The sequence below is a fragment of the Methanoregula sp. genome (assembly GCF_049690535.1).
GTDB lineage: Archaea > Halobacteriota > Methanomicrobia > Methanomicrobiales > Methanospirillaceae > Methanoregula.
Map to the genome: position 1 here is coordinate 1 of NZ_JBAVMX010000119.1, position 16,345 is coordinate 16,345.

Here is a 16,345-nt window from a genome sequence, read left to right on the forward strand (position 1 = left end):
TCGAGCACAATCTCGAAGTGTTCCTGTTTTCCTGCGGGGTTGTGGCCCTGACACTCTCCGGCCTGATCGTCATTCCCGGTGAACAGACCGGCTGGAGCCAGGCCATCGTACAGGAAGCGCTCCTCTCCCCGCTGCAGGTCGCGAGCATCTTTGGGATCCCGATTGGTATCGTCCAGATCGTTCTCGTATTCGGCCTTGTGCTCTACTTTTTCTACCACCGGCTCCAGTCAGCAATCGTGGGGATGGTCGACCGGCTCTCCCTCAGGTGGATCGTCTTCCTGCTCATCGTCGTCCTCGGCCTTGTATCGAGTATCATCTCTGCCATCCTTGCCGCGATCATCCTTGTCGAGATAGTAAATGCCCTCCCCGTGGTCAGAAAAGCGAAGGTGGAGATCGCGGTGGTATCCTGCTTTTCCATCGGTCTCGGGGCCGGCCTCACCCCGCTCGGCGAGCCCCTCTCCACGATCGTGGTCTCAAAGCTCACGGGTGCCCCCTACTATGCCGGGTTCACGTTCCTCTTCGACCGGCTTGGTCTCTTTATTGTCCCTGCCATATTCGTCCTTGGGGTTGTCGGTGTCTTCCTCTTTGCCCGAAGCCATAAAGGCGATGAGAAACTCGAGTGCCGCGTCGAGCGCGAAACGATCCAGGAGATCCTGATCCGGGCCGGGAAGGTCTACCTCTTCATCATGGCGCTTGTTTTCCTCGGAGAGGGCTTCAAGCCGCTCATCCTTGAATTTGTCGTTTCGATCCCCTCCGCGGGACTGTACTGGATCAACATCGTCTCATCAGTGCTTGACAACGCGACGCTTGCCGCAGCGGAGATCAACCCGATGCTCTCGTCCCAGCAGATCACGAGCGCACTCATGGGCCTGTTGATTGCGGGCGGCATGCTGATCCCGGGAAACATCCCCAACATCATCGCGGCAGGGAAGATGGGGATCACAAGCAAAGAATGGGCAAAGATCGGGATCCCGCTCGGCCTTGTCCTGATGGTGGCATTCTTCTGCATTCTCTTTATTCCCGCGTGGCTTGGGATGGCCTGATCTTTAAGGAAGGGACCGGGCAACTCCATGTGGGGCCACTGTCGATGACAAAACACATGAACTGTCGCACGCTAATATGGACAGTAACAGTGTTCTCATGACTCCCGATATCCCGAAAGATGGCAACGAGGGTATTGCATTACTGATCAGCCAGCTTGACGACGCCGCGATGGAGAACCGCCATCATGCGGTTCTCGCTCTCTCCGAGGCCGGTGAAGTGGCGGTAAAGCCCCTGATCCGCGCCCTTGCCGCTGCAGGAAACGATGACAGCCGCTGGTACCGTGCGATTGCCCTCACAAAAACGGGTGTGCCCGCGATTGTGCCCCTCATTGCGGCGATGAAAGAGAACCCCGACCGCGAGTTCAGGCGCTATGCGGCAGCGGCGCTCGGCGAGATGGGGGAACCGTCGGTAGACCCCCTCATCGATGCAATGGCAAACGAGGACAAGGAGCTGCGGGGATTTCTGTCCCGGGCCCTCTGCAGGATCGGGAAACCCGCGGTCGGTCCGCTCACCCGACGGCTCTCCGATGCCAACGAGATCCTCCGCTCATGTGCCATGCTCACGCTCTGGCAGATGGGCGAGACCGGCCTCCCCTCCATGATCGAAAAACTCCACGATGACAAGAAGCCATAACTCCGACATCTTCACCCCCTGTTTTCGTGAAGATTCCCCCGATACCACAGTATAAATTTTAACGCTGCCAATCTTAACACTATGCTCATACTCTCCCCTGAGATGGAAGCGTACGGGAATACCCTCATGACCGGGCTTTCCCAGGCGATCGCCATCGCATCGGAGGCGCGTTCCCGCGGGCTTGACCCGAGCATGGCAGTCGAGATCCCGATTGCGAGCGACCTTGCCGACCGGGTCGAGGTGCTTGTCGGGATCAAAGGAGTGGCAGCCCGGATCCGGGAACTCGAAGCGCAGATGTCCCGTGAGGAAGTTGCGCTCCGGATAGGTGACGACTTTGTCGCAAAGATGTTCGGGGAGAAGAACAACGATGAGATCCTCGATCATTCCATCAGGACTGCGATGGCCCTTCTCACAGAAGGCGTGGTCTCGGCCCCGACAGAAGGGATCGCAAAAGTGGGTCTTGGCAAGAACGACGACGGCAGCCATTACCTGATGATCTATTACGCCGGCCCGATCCGGAGCGCCGGTGGGACGGCGCAGGCGCTTTCGGTGCTGGTTGGGGATTATGTGCGGGCCAAACTCGGGATTGGGCGGTATCATCCCCGCCAGGATGAAGTCGAGCGGTACATCGAGGAGATCCGGCAGTACAATACCATCATGAACCTCCAGTACCTGCCAAGCGAAGCTGAGATCCGGCTGATCGTGGAGAACTGCCCGGTCTGTATCGATGGCGAAGCGACAGAAAAAGAGGAAGTTTCGGGACACCGGAACCTCTCGCGGGTGGAGACAAACGCCGTACGGGGCGGGATGGCGCTAGTCCTTGCCGAAGGTATCGCGGGAAAAGCCCGCAAGCTCAAGAATAAGGTCGAGAAGATGAACATGGCCGGCTGGGACTGGCTGGACAAGCTCATCGCCGGAGCGGGAAAGCCGAGCGCAGAGTCTGAGGACCATGCCCCGGGGATCAAGCCGCTGGACAAGTACCTCCGGGATCTCATCGGGGGGAGGCCGGTCTTTTCCTACCCGATGCGAAAAGGGGGATTCAGGCTTCGGTACGGCCGCTCCCGCAATACCGGTTTTGCGACGGCCGGTTTCAACCCGGCGACGCTGTACCTGCTGGGGGGATTTCTCGCGGTCGGCACCCAGATGAAACTGGAACGCCCGGGCAAGGCCTGCGGTGTTGTGCCGGTTGATTCCATTGAGGGGCCGACAGTCCGGCTTAAAGGGGGCGAGGTGCTCAGGGTTGACGATGAAAAAACCGCGTTGTCCCTGGAAAACAAGGTCGAGAGAATCCTCGATGTCGGGGAGATCCTGATCGCGTACGGGGACTTCCTGGAGAACAATCACCCGCTTGTCCCCGCAGGGTACTGCGAGGAATGGTGGCTGCTTGAACAGAAACCGGGAACAAAACCGCCGCAGGATGAAACTGAAGCGCTTGCTCTTGCGAGAGCCGGGGGATACCTGTTCCCTGCCTATACCTGGTACTGGGACGATATCAGCGTCGACCAGATCCGGCTTCTTGCCGATACCGTATCAGGTGCCGGGAAGATAGAAGAGGACGTGCTGGTCACCCCCCTCGATCCGAATGTAAAAGAAGCCCTTGAGATCCTGCTTCTCCCCCACAAGGTGAGCGCCGGAACCCTGCGTATCCGGATGTACCAGGTATTTATCGCAAGCCTCGGCCTTGACGAGCACCTGAAAAAACGCGAGACCTGGAATACGGTACCTGCCGATGCCAGTCAGCTTGACCTTGTCATGCACGTAAGCGGACTCGCACTCCGGTCCCGATCCGGGATACGGATCGGCGGACGAATGGGCCGGCCCGGCAAGTCCAAGCCACGGAAGATGAGCCCGCCCCCGCACGCACTTTTCCCGCTCGGGGAGTCCGGGGGGGCCCGGCGCTCGTTCCAGGAGGCGTCGAGCCATACCGAGGAATCTGACGCCCACGCGACCGAGATCGATTTCCAGAAGGAAGGCGGCGTCATCGAGATCGAAGTGGGGCGGCGGCGCTGTCCCGGCTGTGGAGGGATCACCTACCTGAACCGGTGCCAGAAGTGCCAGACACATACGATCCCGATTTACACCTGCCCGAAGTGCGGTCACGAGCTCGCGACGGATCGCTGCCCGAACTGCGATGTGCCGGCCACCTGCAGCCAGAGGATCGCTTTAAACGTAAAAGCCGAGTACTCACAGGCAATGGAGAGGCTCGGGATCAAAAAGGACCGCATCGCGCTCGTCAAAGGGGTAAAAGGTGTCATCTCCCGGGAAAAGGCCGTTGAGGCGATGGAAAAGGGCATCCTCCGTGCCCTCCAGGACATCTATGTCTTCAAGGACGGCACGACCCGGTTTGACATGATCGATCTCCCGCTCACCCATATCCGCCCGGACGAGGTGCGGGTGCCGGTCGAACGGATGCGGGAGCTCGGGTACATCAGGGACATCAACGGCTACGATCTCCAGAACGGCACGCAGATCATAGAACTGCACCCGCAGGACATCCTCCTCTCAGATTCCTGCGCCGATTACATGATCAAGATCGCCCGTTTCATCGACGATGAGCTCACAAAAATCTACGGCCTTCCTGCGTTTTATAATGTAAAGACCCGGGACGATCTCGTCGGCCATCTCATGATCGGCCTTGCACCCCACACGAGCGCCGGGGTGCTTGCCCGGATCGTGGGGTTCACCCGTGCAAACGTCGGGTACGCCCACCCGTTCTTCCACGCGGCAAAGCGCCGGAACTGTTTCTTTGGCGACACCGTGATCGAGGTATCTGACGGTAAGTCTTGGGCGCGCCTCCCTATCCGGAAATTCGTGATGGAGAACTTTGATATCAGTAAGCCTGGCATCGACCGACTGGGCACCTACTATTCCGATCCGATGAGGACATATTACACCCGGACTGTGGATACCGCGGGAACGATGCACCTGCGGAAGATTACCTCGGTCTCCATCCACCGGGCGCCGGCAAACCTGATCCGGTTTACGACGACCTGTAACCGGCAGCTGATGGTCACCCCGGACCATGCGATGCTGGTCTGGGACGTGCAGTACCTCAGGAAGATCAAAGCCATGGAGGTAAAGGCCGGGGATGCCGTACCTGTATTCGAAGGCGGCGCCGTGATCACCGACCGGATCGCGAACGTGGAGACCGTTGCCTCCCTTGAGGACCGGGTGTACTGTCTGACCGTTGCAGAAGATCACACGCTTGTCGCAAATGGCATCTTCACCGGGCAGTGCGATGGCGATGAGGACTGCGTCATGCTCCTCATGGACGGCCTTTTGAACTTCTCGCGCTCGTTTTTGCCCCAGAACCGGGGCGGGACGATGGATGCCCCCCTCGTCCTTACGAGCCGGATCGATCCGGCGGAGATCGACAAGGAGTCCTTAAACGTGGATGTCGGGAAGGGGTATCCGCTCGAGCTCTATGAGGCCGGCCTTAAGTATGCGAAGGCGAAGGACGTCGAGCCGCTTATCGACCGGGTCGAACGGCGTATCGGGACCCCGCAGCAACTGGAAGGATTCTTTTTCACGCACGATACCTCGGACATATCATCGGGGCCGTTAGAGTCCACCTATACGCAGCTCAAGACCATGGCCGAGAAACTCGAGGCCGAACTCGATCTCGCCGAGAAGATCCGGGCGGTCGATGCGGACGATGTGGCTGAACGGGTGTTGAACACGCATTTCATCCGCGACCTGATGGGGAACCTTTCCGCGTTCTCCAAGCAGAAGTTCCGGTGCACCAAGTGCAATACGAGTTACCGAAGGATGCCGCTTGCCGGCAAATGTACGAAATTCAAGGGCAAAGGGATCTGCAATGGCAATATTATTCCGACCGTGCACGAGGGGTCGGTCAAAAAATACCTTGAAGTTTCCCGTGCGATGGTGAAAAAATACAAAGTATCCGAATATTGCCGGCAGCGGGTCGAGGTGCTCGATCTTGCCATTGAATCGACGTTTGGCGAGGAGAAACAGGAGCAGCTGGGCCTCGCCGATTTCATGTAATAGTTACAGAGGGCATACGTCACGGTGGCAGACTTTTTGGCAGCATCCCGCTTCGATCAATCATCTTATGTAGACCGTTCACCAACATTATTCGCACACAGACGCGAGGGTATCCAAGCTTGGCCAACGGAGGCAGACTCAAGATCTGTTCTTGAAGAAGTTCGCGGGTTCAAATCCCTCCCCTCGCATCCCGGCAGATGGCGTGAAATTTTTCCGTTTTCATGGTCTTTCTGTTTGTGGCGTTAGTCTCGCCCCTGCAGTAAATCATTAAGGTATTCACGATCTCTGGCGTAAATCTGGCGCCATAACGTGCTTTTGTTACCACGAGTCGGGCAGGGAACAAGGTTCTGGTGTGTTACGTGGGGCTTGATCCTACGGACCTCCTCCTGAAAGTGACTTTTTTCATTTGTGCTGTAGTGGAATTTTTGTATATGGTGTTTTCTTTATCTGATCTCCAGAGAGTAGCGCAAAAGGGTGGGGTGGGATTTTGGTCTGCCGAATGACTTCAACGTATGGATATTTTAATGCCCGGGGATCAGCTGAACAGATGATCTTTTAAACACAGAAATGTGATGCCTGGTCCGGCAGAGAACAGGTCATTAATCACCAAAAAAAATTATTCGAGTTTGATGAATGCCTTTGAGGATTGACCCAGAACAACTCCGCTGGGGATGATCTGCTCACCAAACGTACAATAGGGAGCATTGGTGTTCACCCGGATATAGTAAGTTCCTGGCGGCAGGCTGCCGATACCCCAGTCGTATGTCTGTGTCCAGTTTCCCGGGCTGATGGTTTGCTGAGTTATATATTTCCAGGTGGGGTTGGTTTGCGAGTTGTAGTAAATGGTCTCAGCGGCAACCCCGTTACCGGGGTACGTGATGTTCCACTGGAGTGGAACAACATTCGTGATTGTTGTATTCTGTACATGAAGATCGCTGACACCTATTACACAGTTATTGAAACCGGTATTGGAGTAGTTATACACACCGTTAACAGTCCCTTCGTTCATACCCATGGTCTCTCCGGTATTAAATGTAATAGATGACTGATTTCCCGGGATATTCATACTGCCCGGCTTCATGAGTCTGAATTCGAACGTGGTACTCCATGTCTGTCCGACGGTCATCTTTCCAATATTAAATATCAGGGTCTGGTTGTTGATCCATTCATCGGTCTGGTTGATCGCATAGATATTTCCGTTCTGATCCGTAACTAGGGTCGATGCGGTGGGATCGTATACATAGGCAAATACCTGGTTACCCGGGGTTATATTGGTGACATTGTTATAGGTCACAGCGACACTCTGCAGGTTTAATTCCATCGTGGTGTTCACACCTGCCGTATTTTGGATCTGGCCCTCTATCTGCTGGAATATACCTGTCATTGTGGTTGGATCAGGCGCGTAATACCATGCGCTCGGTGCTGACACCATACTTTGGAAAAATGCGGTATCATTGAGGTTATGACCGGAATTGTCTGGCGTGGGGAACTGGATCCCATAGATGGTTATTCCCTGGCTTTTTGCCCGGGTGGCTGAATCGAGAGAGGCAGCTTTCCCGATATCGCTTTCATCCTCCCACCAGAGGTTGGGGCCTTCTGAGGTACCTGTTCCATTACGAGGATTCCAGTCGGAGGGCCAGTACGATTCCTTCGAGCCTGGCGAGATGGGGGCCATCATGTTGATGCCGTCCCCCATGATAATAATCGTCTGGTTATGGGACGGGTTTCCTTTGGAATTGAGCTCTTGGAGCGCAGCATTGATCCCTGCCGCGTAATCCGTCCCTCCGTACGCTGTATACCCATTGACGGTAGTGGTGAGCGCGTTCTGGTGCCCAAAGGTAGGTCCTGCGTTCATCAGATCGGTATCGATCTTTGCATCTGACCATGGGTTGAGGTAATAGTACCCCATAGGGTTTGTGGCATTGGTACAGGGCTGGTTATTAAAACAGAAACTATCTGATGAGTGAACTGCATTATAGTTTGACGGGGCAACCATTGAGTTATCCCACACGTTACCGTACGGATTAAAGAGTTTCACTTTTGTCGGGTACGCTGCTTTTTGCTGATTCCAGAGTGTTGTGGTATTGGTGGATGCATAGGGTGTAACGCCCGGGTTGGGACTATCGCCGAAAGATGCGAGGGAGATATATGTGTTGTCGGTTGCATTTTTTATAAATCCAATCTCGGCGGTTTTAGTATACCCCAGCCGCGTAGATCCCCCGATGCCCGCTGCAAGATCAGATACGATGACAACATCCGCAGGGGTCCCGGTCAGATTCCAGCCATCTGCAGTGAGATTTATCGTAACACTGAATGTATTTCCTACATTCACGTTCTGGTTAGAGATGGAGGTTTGTTCGCTCAGGTAGGGATAGTTTTTCCAGCTCAGCTGGATTGGAACCTGCACGGTGTTCCACGTTGCCGTTACGGTGGCATACCCGGTGGCTGTCGCGTCGTAACTTACATTTCCTTTGTTCGTGTCAAATTTTCCGGGAATGAAGATGGCAACGGCGTTGCCATTTGCATCCGTGACCGCTGAGGTGTTTAAGAGTGCCGGTCCATTAATTGAGCAGTTCTGATACGTGTACGTGGGTGTCCCCATATTGAAGTATACAGTCTGGTTGGGAACCGGGTTTCCCATCAAATCCATAACTTTTCCGACAAGTTTTGCTGTTTGACCTGATTTTGCATCGAGGCTCGGCATAACCTGGGGCGTTGCCGAAAATATCATATTCACCGGGGCGGTGTTGTAGAACTGAACGGTCTGTGACATAGTGACCGATGTATTGGAAAGTGCCATTGATGTTAAGGTAACATATCCTGAGGCGCTGTGCGGACCATACGTGAAGGTCACGTTACCCCAGGAATCAGTCGTCATGTTTCCCACACTATCCCCGGCCCAGTTCGATTGGACCGAAACGATCTGGCCTCTCGTAGGGTTACCGTATTTGTCGAACAGGGTATCTGTAACGGAAAAAACATGGCTCGGTAAATTGTCTGCCGGCTCGGTTAATGATGCCGGTGTAACTGACTGCACCATGGAAAACGGCGCTGCATTATTTATACCGTAAATAAACTGGGGAACACCCCACGGATAACCGACGTTTCCAAAGGGGTAAAGCAGAACTTCATTCTCGCCCGGCTTTGTATCGACTATAACATTGATGGAAATATTGCCTTCCGGGTCCAGCGGCAGACTGCTCGCATACTGTACATGACTGCCGCTGATGTTAAACGCCGCCATGTTATCGGAGGATGCTGATATCCAGAGGGATATGGTATCAGGATCATTCGGGTTCCGGTTGTCTATGGGGTTAGCATATTTGTCGGTGAAACTGATGTTTAAGGGGATTTCCGAACCCACGGCAACCTCGCTCTGGAAATAAAATGCTGCATTATTTGCAACATCATGATCGATTTTCTGGGTATATACCTTTGTTACGGTGTAGAACGTTCCACCGTCATTGTAGGTGATTGCTGCCGTTATATTGGCTGCCCCGCTTTTGGTACCCGCCAAAAAAGTCACGTTCATCTGGCCGTATGCATCGGTTGTTCCGCTGGCCGGACTCAGTGATCCCCACGTTGTGGAATTGAGCGTCAGAGCAACCGTGGCACCGGAGACCGGGACCGTTACCCCGCTTGTTGTATTATATGCCACGACTGTTATTGTTGACTGGTGAGCCACTACGACCCAGTCCAGACTGCTGGAGATGGTTGACGACTGATCCGGTATCAGTGCGGCACCACATCCCCCACACAACAGGATCAATCCGATTAGTGCGATTAAAACCAGATGAACGCGCATACCCCATCACTTACGTAAGGTATTAAACGATTTATTATATAAAAATTGTCATTTGCTTAAAATCGGGAATATCTCCCTGATTGGAAAAATATCCCAAATCCAAGCGATTTTTTATTTCCGGGTGGGCGGGCACGGGAAATTTCCGTTCTGGCATCAGGGCCTGGAACAACACTCTGGTTTTCGGCTATGACCCGTCCGCATGTAATGCAGTTCGTCAGGTTTTTTTCTGGCGTGATGGTCCGAAAGGGGAATATCGTATAAAAAAATCGTGATGTTCTCTTGATCCTTCGGAATCCCTCAACCAATTACACAGATTCGATAATAATCTCATACTCATAAATTACCAGATTTGCGGGTTGAGTGCCCGTAGACCAAAGGTACTCCCCGGGATTTCCTCCCTGTTGCATATTGAGGGTACCTGTAAGATAGTTGCCCCAGGCTGTTGAATAGTTCGCGTTGTTATTTTGAGTATAAGTGACGTGGATAATGTCGGGTCCAAGAACAGGATTATATGGGATATAATCTTGGATATAGTTGGTCTGATTCAGTTTCATCTTGACGGTACCGACACCCGTCTGTGCCATTACATCCGTGGTCGTGTTGAACCCAATCAGGTATATCACAAAGGTATTGGTCTGGCTGTCATGGAACCACCGTGGTTCCGCAAGCATGGTTGACCCGTCTTCGGCGAACATTCTCTTGACCACGGCACCGTTTTCAAGTGAAATGCCGGTCTCCGCGCTTGTTGATTCATACCGGAGATCGCCTGGGTAGAATTTTAACGGAGTTCCTGATGTTGCGACATTCCCGTAATTGTCGTACAAAGAAAAACTCGAATCCGGAGTAGTCGAAGTAGTATCATACGTCGTGTTGTATACTGTCAGCGCCCCGCCCCCCACGTTTAGCGAGGTCTCCTTGTACGGGACCGTTTTATATGCGACGCTCTTGAGGTCGTTCTGCAGTACGATCATGTTCTTTTCCATGATCTGCTCATTCGAACTGGACTGTTGCTGCAGCAGCATCGGGTACCCGTACAGGGTTACCAGCCCGATGCCTGCAATGATGATGCCGAAAATAATGATAAACCCGATCGCTTCAGATACTGCACGATCATTTCCGTTTAATACCTTCCTGCCGGTCTGCATAGTTCAGAATCCCTCCGAGTCGTAACCTATCCTGTTCATACCCTGTCCCGTGGTGTTGCCGGTGACATTCCGCGTTGAACTGATGCCGGCAAGGCTGATATTGCTGGCAATATTTCCCCGGTATACCATGACGTACTGATCCGATGCCGTATCACCCGAATAGACCTCGACATTATAATCCTGACCTGCCACCTCGTCAGGAATGTCGAATGATGTGGAGATGTTTCCGTTTGTCGGTGCAAGTGAGTATACATCGACAATCCGCGTCGATATCCCGTTTCCGATATCCGAAAATGCCGTATACTCAAGTGTCTCAGCCGGTCCCTGCATGATATTTGTGTTTACCTGCAGAACCACCACGATAAAGAGAAACAGGAGGACACCGCTGATGATCACGTACTCGATCAGGGTACTTACCCCGGCCTCCCGTTGGTTTTCAGGATGGTATCCAGGTTTCATTATATGCAGTCACTCCGTTGTTGTAATGGATATCGATGCTGGTAAATGAGTTCGACGGGCAGAGCGTAATCTGGGGGTCCGGGGGATTCGCGGGGGTATTTGGGGGACAATCGTAGTATACTACGGCATTTTTCCTGAACTGCGAAATCACGATAATATCATCATGGACATAGCCTGGATCGCCGGTCTCTGTCGAATTTATAATGACGTTCCTTACATCGCGGATATCATTTTTCGGGAAATCCAGCACGCTTTCTGCCGTCGTCTGCCCCACAACCGTGGACTGGTTGAGAATCATGGCGAGGAAGAAAAAGCTGAAGCTCACGACAAACCCCATCATGACGATCCACTGCGCATCATCGTTTAATCCCGCCATAACAGTACCTCTACTAAAACCGCACGGGGTTGAGTCATAGTTGTGTCCCCGGGAACCGGTTGATTGGTAATTACCCATTGCGTCACTCTGACCGGGTGTTCACTCCCGGTAAGATTGCGGTTTGATGAAATCAGCAGCCCCTCGGTTGTCGTATTTTTTCTATCGTAATAGGTAACCTCAGCAGTATAGTGGAGATTGTCTGCTTCTGATATATTCAACACATAATCTGAACCTGTCTTATTATTCACATAATTCAGGAACAATATATTGAAATTATTTGTTGGATCGAAGGCATTTGTTGCTGGAGCAATAGCACCATTAACCAATGGCAAAGTGTCAACAATTTCCGTAAGCTGGCTCTCGGAAGTACCGTTTACCGGCGTGTTCATCATCCGGAGGGCATCTGTTCCAGTCTGTTCGAGCTGCATGTCGCTGATATGACTGTCGCCCGGTGTATACACGGAAGTCGCACCGAGTACAAGATACGCTGTAAACAGCATGATCATGCCAGCAGCTACCCCCTCGATGGTATAGAGCTGGCCGTCATCAGTTACCATACGGCTACCTCAACAACCCCGTCGTGGAGGGAAGGCTGCGTGATATTGGGGTTCGCGTAATTGTAATCGAATGCCCCATCCGGTAGGACCAGGGAACTGTTGAGGTACCTGTCCGGTTGAGGATTCCCATTGGCGTCAGTTGTGCTGAATTGCATGGTAATATTGAGCAGGGTGCTGGAGTCACCCTGTCCTACGAAACTGAGTACCCCCGGTGGTATATAGAGTGATACAGAATTGTTAACTCCATAGGGTAGCGATTTGACAGGTGTGGCGTTGTCATCGATATATAACTCAAACGGACTGGTGTCTGTAGTGTTCATGACAGGGCCGTTAAACGCTGACTGGCCGGTGCTCAGTGGGGCAAGTGAGACGGACCGGTATATTGCGATACTCGACAGGTTCACGATAGAAGCGTTCTGCGGAAGTTTGTTAAGACCCGTGAGGTTGATGAGGGCCCCTTCCCCTCCTATTATCTCACCCGCGCCGGAAGGAGCTAGCGGGTTGATCTGATATGCAGGGCTGTTACCTGCGGGTCCATTTTCAAGCAGGTATGTATAGTTAAAATAAACCGAGAAAACCTGACCGGTCGCATTATTGGTTTGATACTTATCTTGTGTATATTCAGCGAGCGGACCTCCGCTATTGATATTTGAAAAATCAAGCGTGGCATTGCTGTGCTCTTTTACCCTCACTACCCGACGGCTGTATCCATAATCTTCAGGGAGTACATCTCCGACCGATTGCGTCACATTTTCGTCGGCCCTCTGGAAGGAGATATTGAACTGGTACGGGTAGTCCCCGAAAACAGCCCGGGACCGGTAATCATCCGGATAGACAAAATCGGTACTGCAGAAAAACCGGCTTATTTTCTCAGGTGACAAAATATTGGGAGTATCTTTTGACAGTGAAAGCCCGAACCGGAGAATATCACCCTTTGAGTAATTGGGCAGGGTCTCCCACGAGGGGTTGTAAGGCATACCGGGATCTTCTACGAGCACCACTCCGGTCCGGTACGCGACCGCGTCGTAATCGATAGACCGGCTCTGGAGCCCGATAAAGAGGCCCGGGATCAGCGTCGCTACATAGATAAGCGTCACCATGAAGATGGTAAAACCTGCCAGAAAATCAATGGAAAGATTTCCGGCCTCATCAGTCATGGGTCGCAATCAATACTCCTGTCGTTGCATTGATGACAATTGCTGGTTGAGCCGATCCGGAAGATCCGGTGACCGTATATTCCCCGTTCATCAGTTCCATGTTAACGCTTCCCGTGTTTTGTCCCAAAGGACCTGAACTTGTCGCTGGATATGCGATTTTAATGATATCTGCGGGGGATAGTACATTTGCCGGAATAATCTCCTGGGCTGGCAGCCCTTCTGGAAGGGCGATTCGGGCAACACCGGTAGTGTCGTAGACCATCATCGACGTCGTATTTCCCTCACGGATCCCAAAAATCCACCGTTGGGCGTTCCCCGAGGTATCTACATGTTCTCCCCGGATATAAAAGAACGATGGGTTCTGCGTAGTTCCATTTACCTGGTGGGGGTATTCCTGGGATACGGCAGACTCAGCATCTTCAAGCGTGAAGGTTTCATTCAGACTGCTGCTGGTTCCTGGTATCTGTACGATTCCCCCATTGACTGATGTATTGTTGTGGGCCGTCGGGGCTGGTTCAGACGGGCTGAAGATACAGGCCGCACACAAGCAGAGTATTACGACCAGGCCGACTGCCACATATGACAGGCCCGGGCAGCGCATCAGTTTCATTAAAGGCCTATAGACGGGTAAAGGGATATAAATTTTGTTTTAATATCCCGCACTGTATTTCATGAGTGTGTCCGGGATGGGTGACCCGGGGTAGCAGTAGTTTCCAACTAGCAGTCGTTGGATTGCCGGTGTACCCTGTGAACCTCTTCGGATCCGGCAGGTTTTCTCACAGAACCGAATATCCCGGATCAAAAGAATGATTCGTTCACATCACAATCTTCGCAATCGGTATCTCCAGGATATCCTCCGCGCCGCAACCCTTGAGTTTCGGGATCAGTTTGTTGACGGCACTTTTCTGTACCACCGTCTGGACGCTGTAGTAATCGATCCCGTGGAGCCGGCTGACCGTGGGCTTTTTCATCGCCGGGAGTGCCACGACGATCTTCTCCAGTGAAGCGGTCGGCACGTTCATCGTGAGGAGCACCTTGTGCCTGGCTTCGAGCACCCCGAAGAGCAGGGTCTTGATCTCTTCGATCTCGCGCCGCTTTTCCGGATCTGCCCAGGCAGCCTTATTCGCGATGATGACCGTGTGCGACTCCATGATCTGCCCGATGATCTTGAGGCCGTTTTTCCGCAGCGTCGTTCCTGTCTCAGTCAGGTCAACGACCACGTCCATGAGATCGGGCACCTTTGCCTCCGATGCGCCAAACGAGTGGAAAAGCTGGACGGGGATCTTGAGATCGGCAAAAAATTTTTTTGTGAGCTCGGGGTATTCGGTCGTCACCCGGCTGTCGGGCCGGATCTGTGCGGCGCTCTCGATGGGCTCATCGCGGTGGACGGCGATCACGATCTTCACGTTTCCCTCGCCGGTCTTGCTGTAAGTGAGGGCTGCCACTTCGACCACGTCCGACCCGGTCTCGCGGACCCAGTCTAGGCCGGAGATCCCGAGATCGAAATAGCCCTTTTCCACGTAGGTCGGGATCTCCTGCGGGCGCAGGATCTTGATCTTACCGATGCGGGGGTCGTCGATGCGGGGGTTGTAATCGCGGTCGGTGCGCCTGACTTCGAGATCGGCCTCCTTGAAAAGCTGGAGCGTCTGCGCTTCGAGGCTGCCTTTGGGAAGTGCGAGGGTGATCATATTATCATCCCTCGGACTGCAAAAATGATAAAGGTTCGGAGTTTGATTGTTGCAGTTTTAGTCAAAAGAGTGGATGACAAGCCCGCTCAAAAGTTTTGGCTCAAACCACGTGGACTTGGGCGGCATGACCCCGCCCGCATCCGCGATCGAAAGCACGGTCCCGACCCGGACCGGTTGCATCGCAAACGCGAGCCGGTACTTCCCGGCGTCAACGAGTTTTTCAAGATCGGCAACCGGCCGTGCCCCGCCGAGATACTGGAGTCGGGCATCGCCCCGGGGGTCGGTGATGCCAAGCATTCTTTCGAGCACGAGCTTCTGGAGCACCGCGACATCGAGCACGTTAAGCGGCCCTGCTGTTGGATCGATAGGGCGGGTGCACTCGTACCATTTCCCTTCGAGATAGAGGTGCATGATATGGTATTTTTCCGGACCGGCGATGTGCGGCCGGATATTGTATCCGTTCCCGTCCACCTTCCCGTACGGGGTGACCGTGTACTGCTTATTGAGATCGGCAAGGAACGTTTTCAGGGTGTACTTCCCGAGATCGGTTAAGAGCCGGCTGTACCCGTGGATCTTTACCCGCTCGTGGGCGAAGAGCACGCCCATGAACCGGCCGATCTCGCCGTCGGTCCGCTCGCCCGCTGCCTTTTTCCGGTCCGCGAGGTTGACTGCCGCCTTTGCCCGGTGGTGGCCGTCTGCGATATAGAGATTTGCCACGTCCCGGAACCTGCGTTCTATCCGGTCGAGCGTCGTGGGGTCAGTGATGGCAAAGATCTGGTGAATGCCACCCTGCGGGGTGGTGACTTCCGCGTCCGGCTTTTTGTTTCCTGCGATTAGCGATTCGATGTAAGAAAAAAGATGGTCTGCATCCCGGTACAGGAGCACGACCGGGCCGTTATGGGCTTTTACCGCATCGATGTGCCGGGTCCGGTCCTCTTCCTTGTCGTACCGGGTCAGTTCGTGGCGCCGGATTTTGTTGGTACGGTAATCGTCGGTATCAAGGCAGCAGCAGAGGCCGACAAACGTGTCCCCGTCCTGCCGGATCCGGTACACGTACATCGCGGGCCGGTCATCCTTTTTCATCCGGCCGCTTGCGAGAAGCGCATGGAAATTGTCCCGGGCCCGCTCGTAGACCCGGTCATCGTGCGGGGGGAGGTCGGGGAGTTCAGCATCGGACCTGCTGACGGTAAGAAAACTGTCCGGGTTTGCCTTGATGATCGCACGCGCCTCTTCAGCGGTCACCACATCGTACGGCACTGCCGCAATGGCCTGTGCCTCACCGGGTGCAGGGCGCACCGCGGGAAAACGATAGATCGTTACCATGATACCAACCAGCGCCCCGCATGAGGGCGTTCTTTCTCATAAATTGGGGCGCGGTCACATATATAATCAAAGACCCGCATTGCACAACTGCTAATCCCGTGCAGACCGGCCGTGGCGCAACCCTTATTGTACGCGGGGGGCAACAGGTGATAC

Annotated in this window: 12 protein-coding genes and 1 tRNA gene; 4 read left to right on the forward strand and 9 right to left on the reverse strand. The window is 53.7% G+C overall.

Annotated features, from left to right (window positions below):
• The 4 genes from WCE46_RS09340 to WCE46_RS09355 form a co-directional block, all read left to right on the forward strand.
• On the forward strand, window positions 1-1,043 hold a 1,043-nt coding region (locus WCE46_RS09340), incomplete at its 5' end, for a DUF1646 family protein (RefSeq protein ID WP_424733433.1).
• A gap of 76 nt (window positions 1,044-1,119) precedes the next feature.
• Entirely contained in the window at window positions 1,120-1,677 is a 558-nt protein-coding gene (locus WCE46_RS09345) for a HEAT repeat domain-containing protein (RefSeq protein ID WP_424733434.1), read from the forward strand.
• 81 nt (window positions 1,678-1,758) lie between these two features.
• The gene (locus WCE46_RS09350; RefSeq protein ID WP_424733435.1) at window positions 1,759-5,682 is read left to right on the forward strand and encodes a DNA-directed DNA polymerase II large subunit; all 3,924 of its coding nucleotides are present in this window, start codon (window positions 1,759-1,761) and stop codon (window positions 5,680-5,682) included.
• 103 nt (window positions 5,683-5,785) lie between these two features.
• Window positions 5,786-5,870 (forward strand) — tRNA-Leu (locus WCE46_RS09355).
• A 428-nt stretch (window positions 5,871-6,298) separates the two neighbouring features.
• Here WCE46_RS09355 and WCE46_RS09360 read toward each other — a convergent pair.
• The 9 genes from WCE46_RS09360 to WCE46_RS09400 form a co-directional block, all read right to left on the reverse strand.
• The gene (locus WCE46_RS09360; RefSeq protein WP_424733436.1) at window positions 6,299-9,487 is read right to left on the reverse strand and encodes a hypothetical protein; all 3,189 of its coding nucleotides are present in this window, start codon (window positions 9,485-9,487) and stop codon (window positions 6,299-6,301) included.
• Window positions 9,488-9,792: 305 nt separating this feature from the next.
• Window positions 9,793-10,632 (reverse strand): DUF7289 family protein, encoded by an 840-nt coding sequence (locus WCE46_RS09365; protein ID WP_424733437.1) that lies wholly within the window; start codon window positions 10,630-10,632, stop codon window positions 9,793-9,795.
• 3 nt (window positions 10,633-10,635) lie between these two features.
• Window positions 10,636-11,091 (reverse strand): DUF7266 family protein, encoded by a 456-nt coding sequence (locus WCE46_RS09370; protein ID WP_424733438.1) that lies wholly within the window; start codon window positions 11,089-11,091, stop codon window positions 10,636-10,638.
• Window positions 11,069-11,467 carry a hypothetical protein gene (locus tag WCE46_RS09375; protein WP_424733439.1) on the reverse strand — a complete coding sequence of 133 codons (399 nt, stop codon included), beginning with the start codon at window positions 11,465-11,467 and terminating at the stop codon, window positions 11,069-11,071. The genes WCE46_RS09370 and WCE46_RS09375 overlap by 23 nt, the downstream gene beginning before the upstream one ends.
• On the reverse strand, window positions 11,455-12,024 hold the full coding sequence (locus WCE46_RS09380; protein WP_424733440.1) for a DUF7288 family protein: 570 nt from the start codon (window positions 12,022-12,024) through the stop codon (window positions 11,455-11,457). Before WCE46_RS09380 ends, WCE46_RS09375 begins: the two co-directional genes overlap by 13 nt.
• Window positions 12,018-13,190, reverse strand: coding sequence for a hypothetical protein (locus WCE46_RS09385; protein ID WP_424733442.1), 1,173 nt, complete (start codon window positions 13,188-13,190; stop codon window positions 12,018-12,020). Before WCE46_RS09385 ends, WCE46_RS09380 begins: the two co-directional genes overlap by 7 nt.
• Entirely contained in the window at window positions 13,174-13,791 is a 618-nt protein-coding gene (locus WCE46_RS09390) for a hypothetical protein (protein ID WP_424733443.1), read from the reverse strand. The genes WCE46_RS09385 and WCE46_RS09390 overlap by 17 nt, the downstream gene beginning before the upstream one ends.
• A 205-nt stretch (window positions 13,792-13,996) precedes the next feature.
• Window positions 13,997-14,869, reverse strand: coding sequence for an ATP phosphoribosyltransferase (gene hisG, locus WCE46_RS09395; protein ID WP_424733444.1), 873 nt, complete (start codon window positions 14,867-14,869; stop codon window positions 13,997-13,999).
• A gap of 57 nt (window positions 14,870-14,926) precedes the next feature.
• Window positions 14,927-16,192: a DUF1015 domain-containing protein gene (locus WCE46_RS09400; protein ID WP_424733445.1), complete on the reverse strand. Its 1,266-nt coding sequence runs from the start codon at window positions 16,190-16,192 to the stop codon at window positions 14,927-14,929.
• Window positions 16,193-16,345 lie beyond the last annotated feature (153 nt).

Bases quoted from the DNA above. Each gene is read 5' to 3' on its own strand.
- WCE46_RS09345 (WP_424733434.1), top strand. From the start codon at position 1,120: ATGGACAGTAACAGTGTTCTCATGACTCCCGATATCCCGAAAGATGGC.
- WCE46_RS09400 (WP_424733445.1), bottom strand. From the start codon at position 16,192: ATGGTAACGATCTATCGTTTTCCCGCGGTGCGCCCTGCACCCGGTGAG.
- WCE46_RS09370 (WP_424733438.1), bottom strand. From the start codon at position 11,091: ATGAAACCTGGATACCATCCTGAAAACCAACGGGAGGCCGGGGTAAGT.
- WCE46_RS09350 (WP_424733435.1), top strand. From the start codon at position 1,759: ATGCTCATACTCTCCCCTGAGATGGAAGCGTACGGGAATACCCTCATG.
- hisG (WP_424733444.1), bottom strand. From the start codon at position 14,869: ATGATCACCCTCGCACTTCCCAAAGGCAGCCTCGAAGCGCAGACGCTC.
- WCE46_RS09390 (WP_424733443.1), bottom strand. From the start codon at position 13,791: ATGAAACTGATGCGCTGCCCGGGCCTGTCATATGTGGCAGTCGGCCTG.
- WCE46_RS09375 (WP_424733439.1), bottom strand. From the start codon at position 11,467: ATGGCGGGATTAAACGATGATGCGCAGTGGATCGTCATGATGGGGTTT.
- WCE46_RS09380 (WP_424733440.1), bottom strand. From the start codon at position 12,024: ATGGTAACTGATGACGGCCAGCTCTATACCATCGAGGGGGTAGCTGCT.
- WCE46_RS09365 (WP_424733437.1), bottom strand. From the start codon at position 10,632: ATGCAGACCGGCAGGAAGGTATTAAACGGAAATGATCGTGCAGTATCT.
- WCE46_RS09360 (WP_424733436.1), bottom strand. From the start codon at position 9,487: ATGCGCGTTCATCTGGTTTTAATCGCACTAATCGGATTGATCCTGTTG.